This is a genomic window from Streptomyces sp. NPDC002690 (assembly GCF_053592415.1).
Genome location: NZ_JBSFVR010000369.1, coordinates 1 through 7,389 on the forward strand (window position 1 = coordinate 1; position 7,389 = coordinate 7,389).

General features: G+C 73.6%; 8 protein-coding genes. 4 read left to right on the forward strand and 4 right to left on the reverse strand.

The features are described from left to right. Positions 1 to 61: 61 nt before the first annotated feature. On the reverse strand, positions 62 to 619 hold the full coding sequence (locus ACWD3D_RS30660; RefSeq protein WP_451464011.1) for a hypothetical protein: 558 nt from the start codon (positions 617 to 619) through the stop codon (positions 62 to 64). Between the two features lie 141 nt (positions 620 to 760). On the opposite strand from ACWD3D_RS30660, the gene ACWD3D_RS30665 reads away from it, so the two are divergent. Beyond that, entirely contained in the window at positions 761 to 1,054 is a 294-nt protein-coding gene (locus ACWD3D_RS30665; protein ID WP_451464012.1) for a hypothetical protein, read from the forward strand. Between the two features lie 20 nt (positions 1,055 to 1,074). Here ACWD3D_RS30665 and ACWD3D_RS30670 read toward each other — a convergent pair whose 3' ends face one another. From ACWD3D_RS30670 to ACWD3D_RS30680, 3 genes are all read right to left on the reverse strand, one after another. Beyond that, positions 1,075 to 2,148 (reverse strand): prenyltransferase, encoded by a 1,074-nt coding sequence (locus ACWD3D_RS30670; RefSeq protein ID WP_451464013.1) that lies wholly within the window; start codon positions 2,146 to 2,148, stop codon positions 1,075 to 1,077. After that, positions 2,145 to 2,876, reverse strand: coding sequence for a class I SAM-dependent methyltransferase (locus tag ACWD3D_RS30675; RefSeq protein WP_328722008.1), 732 nt, complete (start codon positions 2,874 to 2,876; stop codon positions 2,145 to 2,147). Before ACWD3D_RS30675 ends, ACWD3D_RS30670 begins: the two co-directional genes overlap by 4 nt. Positions 2,877 to 2,952: 76 nt before the next feature. Further along, positions 2,953 to 4,266 carry a glycosyltransferase family 4 protein gene (locus tag ACWD3D_RS30680; RefSeq protein WP_451464014.1) on the reverse strand — a complete coding sequence of 438 codons (1,314 nt, stop codon included), beginning with the start codon at positions 4,264 to 4,266 and terminating at the stop codon, positions 2,953 to 2,955. A gap of 170 nt (positions 4,267 to 4,436) precedes the next feature. Between ACWD3D_RS30680 and ACWD3D_RS30685 the strand changes: the two genes are divergently transcribed. The 3 genes from ACWD3D_RS30685 (at position 4,437) to ACWD3D_RS30695 (ending at position 7,340) form a co-directional block, all read left to right on the forward strand. Beyond that, complete coding sequence (locus ACWD3D_RS30685; protein WP_451464015.1) at positions 4,437 to 5,027, forward strand: TetR family transcriptional regulator; 591 nt, start codon at positions 4,437 to 4,439, stop codon at positions 5,025 to 5,027. Between the two features lie 310 nt (positions 5,028 to 5,337). After that, positions 5,338 to 6,612 carry a prenyltransferase/squalene oxidase repeat-containing protein gene (locus tag ACWD3D_RS30690; RefSeq protein ID WP_451464016.1) on the forward strand — a complete coding sequence of 425 codons (1,275 nt, stop codon included), beginning with the start codon at positions 5,338 to 5,340 and terminating at the stop codon, positions 6,610 to 6,612. Then, positions 6,609 to 7,340 carry an SCO2322 family protein gene (locus ACWD3D_RS30695; RefSeq protein WP_451464017.1) on the forward strand — a complete coding sequence of 244 codons (732 nt, stop codon included), beginning with the start codon at positions 6,609 to 6,611 and terminating at the stop codon, positions 7,338 to 7,340. Before ACWD3D_RS30690 ends, ACWD3D_RS30695 begins: the two co-directional genes overlap by 4 nt. The last annotated feature ends 49 nt before the right edge of the window (positions 7,341 to 7,389 follow it).

Sequence of the window (7,389 nt, forward strand, 5' to 3'; positions counted from 1 at the left end):
CCCGCGGCCGGGGGCCTTCGTGCTCCGGGGACGCGTCGGCGGGGGCGTCGGGTGTGCCTCCTCAGCCCGCGAGCTGGGACACCGAGGGCACCTGGTTCGTCACTTGGGCGCCGGCGTTCTTCCCGGCGTCCTTGACGCCGCCGATGATGTCTTCGAGGGTGCCGATGTCGGAGTCCCCCGCCTGGCCCTTGCGGAACTTGGTGGCCAGTTCCTTGAGGGATTCGATGCCCGCGGCGAGCGGGGCGACGGCCTGGGAGAGGAGCGGGTCGGCCTTGGCGTTGTCCGCCGCGGCCTTCAGGCGGTTGTACGCGAACCCGCCCGCGAGGCCCGCCTTGGTGACGGCGAAGGTCCGGCCGTCGGCGCCCTTCTTGAACTTGCCCGCGCGGTAGGGCTTCACGATCCACTGGTACGCGGCGCCGGCCGCGAGGCCCGCGTTGGCGACGAAGCGGGTCTTGGCGAGCCGCTGTTTCTCGGCGGTCGCCGTGGGGGCGACGATCGAGGCGTCGGAGGAGACCATCTGCTTGTCGTTGCCGCTGTCGCAGGCGGTGGCGCCCACGAGCAGGGCGCAGACGAGCAGGAGCGCCGCGGGCAGGCGGCGGGGCGGTACGGGACGGGGCACGGCGGGCCTTCCTGACCGGGCGGCGGGGGTCGTCCGGCGGGGATACCGGCGCTCCCCGTCAGGCTCGCCCGGGGCACGGAAGGGCGCCACCGGGTTCGGCCGTCCGGGTTTCAGGCCGGAAACAGCGGCAATCCGGTGTGCATGTCCTACAGACGAGGCTCAGGAAGCAGTACCGCGGGGCGTGCGATCGCCGTCGTCGCGGACGTCATGGCCTTCATCATCATTCTGTGGATCCTGATGTACCTGTTCGACGCCAACAGGGGCAACGAGCTGGTGCAGTTCGTCCAGGATTCCGCCCGATGGCTGGCCGGCTGGTCGTACGACCTGTTCACCTTCGACGAGGCGTGGGCGCGGGTGGTCGCCGGATACGGTCTGGCCGCCGCCGTCTATCTCTTCGTCGGCCACGCGGTGGCGGGACGGCTGGGTCGTACCTGAATCACCGACGCGCCCCGGGGTCAGGAGCAGCAGTCGGGCTCCAGGCCCCTCGGCAGTCGCTCTCCCCCGAAGACGGCGGTGGTCGCCTCGTCCCCCCCGAGTGCGGCCACCGCGAGCAGCAGTGATCCGGCGGTCCAGGTGGTGAGTTCCTCGGGCCAGAAGGCGCGTTCGCCCTCGAAGACGTATCCGGTCCAGTAGAGCCCGCCCGGCTCGCGCAGGTGCTGGATGGACTGGAGGATCTCCAGGGCCCGGTCGGATTCGCCCATCACCCAGAGAGCCAGGGCGAGTTCGCAGCTCTCTCCGCCGGTGACCCAGGGGTTGGGGAGCACGCAGCGCACCCCGAGGCCGGGTACGACGAACTCGTCCCAGCGCTCGTCCATCCGCTTCTGGGCCGCGGCGCCGGTCACCGCTCCGCCGAGGACCGGGTAGTACCAGTCCATCGAGTAGCGGCCCTTGTCGAGGAAGCGCTCCGGGTGCGCGGCGATGGCGTGGGCCAGCGCTCCGGTCGCCAACTCCCAGTCGGGCTGGGGCTCTTCGCGTCGCTCCGCGAGTGCGAGGGCGCAGCGCAGGGCGTGATGGACGGAGGAGGAGCCGGTCAGCAGCGCGTCGGTGACGGCAGTACCGTCCGCTTCGCGCTTCCAGCCGATCTGACCCCCGGGCTGCTGGAGTCCGAGGACGAACTCGATCGCGGCGAAGACCATCGGCCACATCCGGTCGACGAACGCGTCGTCCCCGGTGGCGAGGTAGTGGTGCCAGACGCCGACGGCCACGTACGCGCAGAAGTTGGACTCCCGGCCGCGGTCGGTCGGCCGTTCCGGGTCGCCGTCGTGGTAGGCGGCGTACCAGGAGCCGTCCTGGTTCTGGCTGCGGGCCAGCCATTCGTAGGCGCGTTCGGCCGCCTCGTGCTGGCCCGCGGCGTCGAGGGCCATCGCGGCCTCGGTGTGGTCCCACGGGTCGAGGTGATGGCCGCGGAACCAGGGCAGCGCGCCGTCCTCGCACTGCACGGCGAGCAGCGCGGCAACGGTCGCGGATGCCTGATCCGGCGTCAGGACGCCGGGCAGGACGAGATGTTCGGTCCGTTCGGGGAGGGTCACGCCTCTGCCTTCGGGAGGTGCGGCTTCGTCGCGTACGCCACGAAGCTCTTTCCGACGACCGGGTTGAGCAGCTGCTCGGCGACCCGGGTCACCGCGGGCTTCTTCATGATGTCCCACACCAGCAGCTTGTGGTAGGCGCGGACCGGCAGTGCCTTGTCGTTGTCCACGCCGAAGGCGCATTTGAGCCACCAGTACGGCGAGTGCAGCGCGTGGGCGTGGTGGGTGCCGTACGGCTTGAGTCCGGCCTCACGGATCTTGCGGAGCAGTTCGTCGGCCTTGTAGATGCGGATGTGGCCGCCCTCGACCTCGTGGTAGGCGTCGGAGAGGGACCAGCAGACCTTCTCGGGGCCGTAGCGGGGCACGGTGATCGCGATGCGTCCGCCCGGCTTGAGGACGCGGACCATCTCGGCGAGGACGCCCTTGTCGTCGGGGATGTGCTCCATCACCTCGGAGATGATGACGACGTCGAACGAGGCGTCGGGGAAAGGCAGGTTGAGGGCGTCACCCTCCATGGCGGTGGCGGTCGCGCCGGCCGGGGCCTCGCCCTCGGCCTTCATCGCGGCGAACCACTTGGCGACCTCGCGGATCTCCTCGCCGTTCTGGTCCAGGGCCACGACCTGGGCACCGCGCCGGTAGCACTCGAAGGCGTGCCGGCCGGCGCCGCAGCCGAGATCGAGCACACGGTCGCCTGCGGCGAGCGGGAAGCGGGTGAAGTCGACGGTCAGCACGGGGGCCTGCCTTCGAGGTCGGTGGTACGGGCACGAGCGGGGGCTGGGGCTGAGTCGGCTGAGCCGTGGCGGGGGGTCATCTGCGAACGCCCCGGGCGGCGATGGCCCGGCGGTACAGGTCGGCGGTGCCGGCCGCCGCCCTGGCCCAGGTGAAGTTGGCCAGTACCCGCGCACGGCCGGCCGCGCCGAGCCGGGCGCGCAGTTCCGGGTCGTCCAGCATCCGGGTGAGGGCGGTGGCGAGCGCGTCGGGATCGCCGGGCGGCACGGCGAGGCAGGTCTCCCCGTCGCGGCCGGTGACCTCGGGGATCGCGCCGCCGGTGGTGGCGACGAGCGGGGTGGAGGTGGCCATCGCCTCGGCGGCGGGCAGCGAGAACCCTTCGTACAGCGAAGGGACGCAGGCGATCTGCGCGCCGCGCACCAGGTCGACGAGTTCGGCGTCGCTGATGCCCTTGACGAACTCGACGGCGTCCGCGAGGCCGAGGCGTTCGATGGCTCGGGCCACGGGGCCGTCCTCGGCGCGCTTGCCGACGACGACGAGGTGGGCTTCGGGGTGGCCGGCCCGGACCTTGCCGAGCGCCTCCACGAGGTGGACGAGTCCCTTGAGGGGGACGTCGGCGCTGGAGGTGGTGACGATCCGGCCGGGCACCTCACGGACGGAGGGGTCGGGCGACCAGAGGTCGGTGTCGGCGCCGATGTGGACGACGTCGACGCGGTCGGGGCGCACCCCGAGGTCGTCGACGATCTCCTGGCGGGACGAGCCCGAGACGGTGAGGACGTGCGGCATCCGGCGGGCGACCCGCTTCTGCATGCGGGTGAAGCCGTACCAGCGGCGTACGGAGAGGGCGCGCAGGCGGGTCGGCGCGGCGGCCAGGTCGAGCCGGCGGTCGACGGTGATGGGGTGGTGGATGGTGGTGACGAGCGGGGCGCCGAGGTCGCCGAGCAGGCCGTAGCCGAGCGTCTGGTTGTCGTGGACCACGTCGAACTCGCCTCGCCGGGACCGCAGATGGCGTCCGGCCCGCAGCGAGAAGGTGAGCGGCTCGGGGAAGCCGCCGGTCCACATGGTGGCGACCTCGGCGAGGTCGATCCAGTCGCGGTACTCGCCCCGCCCGGGCGTCCGGAACGGGTCGGGCTGCCGGTAGAGGTCGAGGCTGGGCAGTTCGGTGAGCGGGACGCCCTCGTCGAGCACCGGATAGGGCTGGGCGCCGATCACCTCGACGCTGTGGCCCAGGCGTGCCAGCTCACGGCCGAGGTGGCGCACGTAGACGCCCTGGCCGCCGCAGAAGGGGTTGCCCTTGTAGGTGAGGAGGGCGATCCGCAGCGGGCGGTCGTCCGGCCCGGTGGGTGCGCCGTGTCCCGCGCCGGGGTCCGTCCTCATGGCCTCAGCGGTCACTCCCGGCCCCCTTCATCACTGCGTTTCGCCGGAGCGTAACCGCTGCCGATAATCTGGAACAAGTTTCAGACCGGCCCGTCCAATGAGGATCGAATCTACCGGCAGGTAGCGTCGACGCGACGACCGGATCAGGTGATTCGCGCCACGGCACGGAGGGGAAGAGGGTGCCCATGACCGCTGACGCCCGGCCGCCGGCACTCCCCCTCACCGCGGGCCAGCGGGCCCGCCGCGCCCGCATCCTGGACGCGACCGCGGAACTCGCCGGGCGGGGCGGCTTCGAGGCCGTCCAGATGCGGGAGGTCGCGGAGGCCGCCGGAGTCGCCCTCGGCACCCTCTACCGCTACTTCCCGTCCAAGGTGCACCTGCTGGTCGCCACCCTCCACGACCGGCTGCGGCTGCTCCGCACCACGCTGGCCGACCACCCGCCGGCCGGGCACACCCCCGGCGAGCGGGCCGCCGCGACCCTGCTGCGCGCCTTCGGGGCGCTGCGCCGCGAACCGGAACTGGCGGACGCCATGCTGCGGGCCTGGACGTTCGCCGACCGGAGCGTGCGCGCCGAGGCGGACGCGGTTTCCCGGCTGGTCAGGGAGATCGTCCTGGACGCGGCGGGACTGACGGGCCCGGACACCGGACAGCTGTCGGCGGTGCGGGTGGTCGAGCACACCTGGCACTGCACCCTCACCTCCTGGCTCTCCGGCCGCGCCCCGGCGGGGCAGGTGCGCACCGACATCGAGACGGTCTGCCGACTGCTCGACCCGTGACCTGCGGGCCCTGTGGGCGACCGGCCTCGGGGCCGGTCCTGGCTCCCCCGGTAGAGTGAACCCGTCGTTCATCACGCCCGTACGGGGGAACCGGACCGAACCGGTACCGCATCTCCCGCCCGGCCCCGGTCCGCACCGGGCCGTAGCCGTCCGTGAGCCGCCCGCGCCGCGGGCGGGGTCCGGTGCGCGGGCAGGAACGGCCGATGCCGCCGGGACGTCCGGTGGCCCGCATCCGTCGCCACAGACGGAGCCGAGCCCGGCACGGACACGTGCCCGCGCCCGGCCCCCGCAGGAGAGGCCCTCGCCAGCCATGACCGTACGCCGCGCCGCAGCCGCGCTCGCGTCCACCGCCGTGCTCCTGGCGTTCGCCGCCCCGGCGGCGCTGGCGGACTCCTCCAGTCCGTCGCCCTCCGCCTCCCCCACCGTGCCCTCCGACCCGCACGCCGGTCTGTACGGCACCTCGGACCCGACGTACGACGGGGTCTGGCGCCAGTCGCTGGCCTTCCTGGCGCAGAAGATCGAGTACGTCACGCCGTCCCTGGAGGCGGTGAACTGGCTGAAGCTCCAGCAGTGCGACAGCGGTGCCTTCGCCTCCTACCGCGACTTCCGCGAGCCGTGCGACGCCAAGACGATGACGGACACCAACGCCACCGCCGCCGCCGTGCAGGCGCTCGCCGAGCTGACCGGCGAGAAGGCGGCCGTGGAGAACGGCATCGACTGGCTGGCGTCCGTGCAGAACGACGACGGCGGCTGGGGCTACTCCGCCGGCAGCCCGAGCGACGCGAACTCGACCGCGATAGTCGCCGGCGCCTTCGCCCGTGCGGGCAAGAAGCTGGCCGACGTGACCTCGTCCGCCGGGCACACCCCGTACGACCTGCTGCGCTCCCTCGCGCTGCCGTGCGGCGGCGAGGACGGCGGCGCGTTCGCCTACCAGCCGGACAAGAAGGGCGCGCTGGCCGCCAACGCGGACGCCACGGCGGCGGCGGTGCTCGGCACCATGGGCAAGGGTCTGGCGGCCGGCAGTTCCAACGCCGGCAAGGCCCCCGTCTGCACCACCGGCACCGGCCTCACCACCGAGCAGGTCGCCCAGAACGGCGCGCACTGGCTGACCAGCGCGCTCGCCGCCTCCGGCCACCTCGACCAGGCACCCATGCCGGGCGCGGAGACCACCGACCCGCAGCCCGACTTCGGCAACACCGCCGACGCCGTCGTGGCGCTCGCCGCCTCCGGCCACCGCGACAAGGCCGCCTCCGCCGTCACCTGGCTGGAGAAGAACTCCGGCACCTGGGCGAAGCAGTCGGGCCCGGCCGCGTACGCGCAGCTGATCCTCGCGGCCCACGCGACCGGCACCGACGCCCGCGACTTCGGCGGCACCGACCTCGTCGCCCAGCTCAACGCCACCGGCCCGGCGCCCGCCGAGACCGCGATACCTTCGCCCACCCCGACCCCCGCCTCCGCCGACGCCGCTGCCGCCGACGACGGCTCCGGCGTGGGCGTGTGGTGGCTGGTGGGCGTCGGTCTGGCCTTCGGCGCCGGTATCGGCTTCCTGCTCAGCAACCGGCGCAAGGACAAGGGCGGCCGGTGACCACACCCGCGTTCCGGGATCGGGCACCGCGACGAAGCCGCGTCCGCCGCGCGGTGGCGCTCGCCCTGCTGACGGCGCTCGCGGCGGCCTTGTCGCTCTGTGTCGCGGGCACCGCCGAGGCCGCCGGGTACCGCTACTGGTCCTTCTGGGAGGGCGACGGCTCGCGGTGGACGTACGCCACCCAGGGGCCGTCCCTCGTCCGCCCCGACGACGGCGCGGTGCAGGGCTTCCGGTTCGCGGTGAGCGAGGACTCCGGCGACGCGGCCCAGCCGCGCCGCACGCCCGACTTCGCCGCCGTCTGCCAGGACACCCCCGCGAAGGACGGCAGCAAGCGCGTGGCGCTGGTCATCGACCCCGGTACGCCGGCCGACGCCCCCGCCGGGGAGCAGCCGCCCGCACTGCGCACCGCCTGCGCCCGGGTCGCCCCGGACGCGAGCACCGCCGAGGCGCTGGCCTCGGTCGCGAAGCCGCTGCGGTACGACAGCGCGGCGTTGCTCTGCGCCATCTCCGGCTACCCGGAGACCGGCTGCGGCGAGCAGCTCGCGGGCGACACCTCACCGGCGCCCACCGGGGCGGCCTCCGCGAGCTCTCCGGCAGCTTCGTCCACCGCGTCCGGCGGGTCGGCGGACGGTGACGGTGGTGGTCCGTCCGTCGGCGTGCTCGCCGGGATCGGCGCCGTCGTGGTCCTCGGCGCAGCCGCCGTCCTCCAGGCCCGCCGCCGGCGATGAGCCGCCTTCCCGCCGCGACGGGACGCCTGCGCGGCCTGCGCGCGCCCGG

Bases quoted from the DNA above. Each gene is read 5' to 3' on its own strand.
- ACWD3D_RS30665 (WP_451464012.1), top strand. From the start codon at position 761: ATGTCCTACAGACGAGGCTCAGGAAGCAGTACCGCGGGGCGTGCGATC.
- ACWD3D_RS30685 (WP_451464015.1), top strand. From the start codon at position 4,437: ATGACCGCTGACGCCCGGCCGCCGGCACTCCCCCTCACCGCGGGCCAG.
- ACWD3D_RS30690 (WP_451464016.1), top strand. From the start codon at position 5,338: ATGACCGTACGCCGCGCCGCAGCCGCGCTCGCGTCCACCGCCGTGCTC.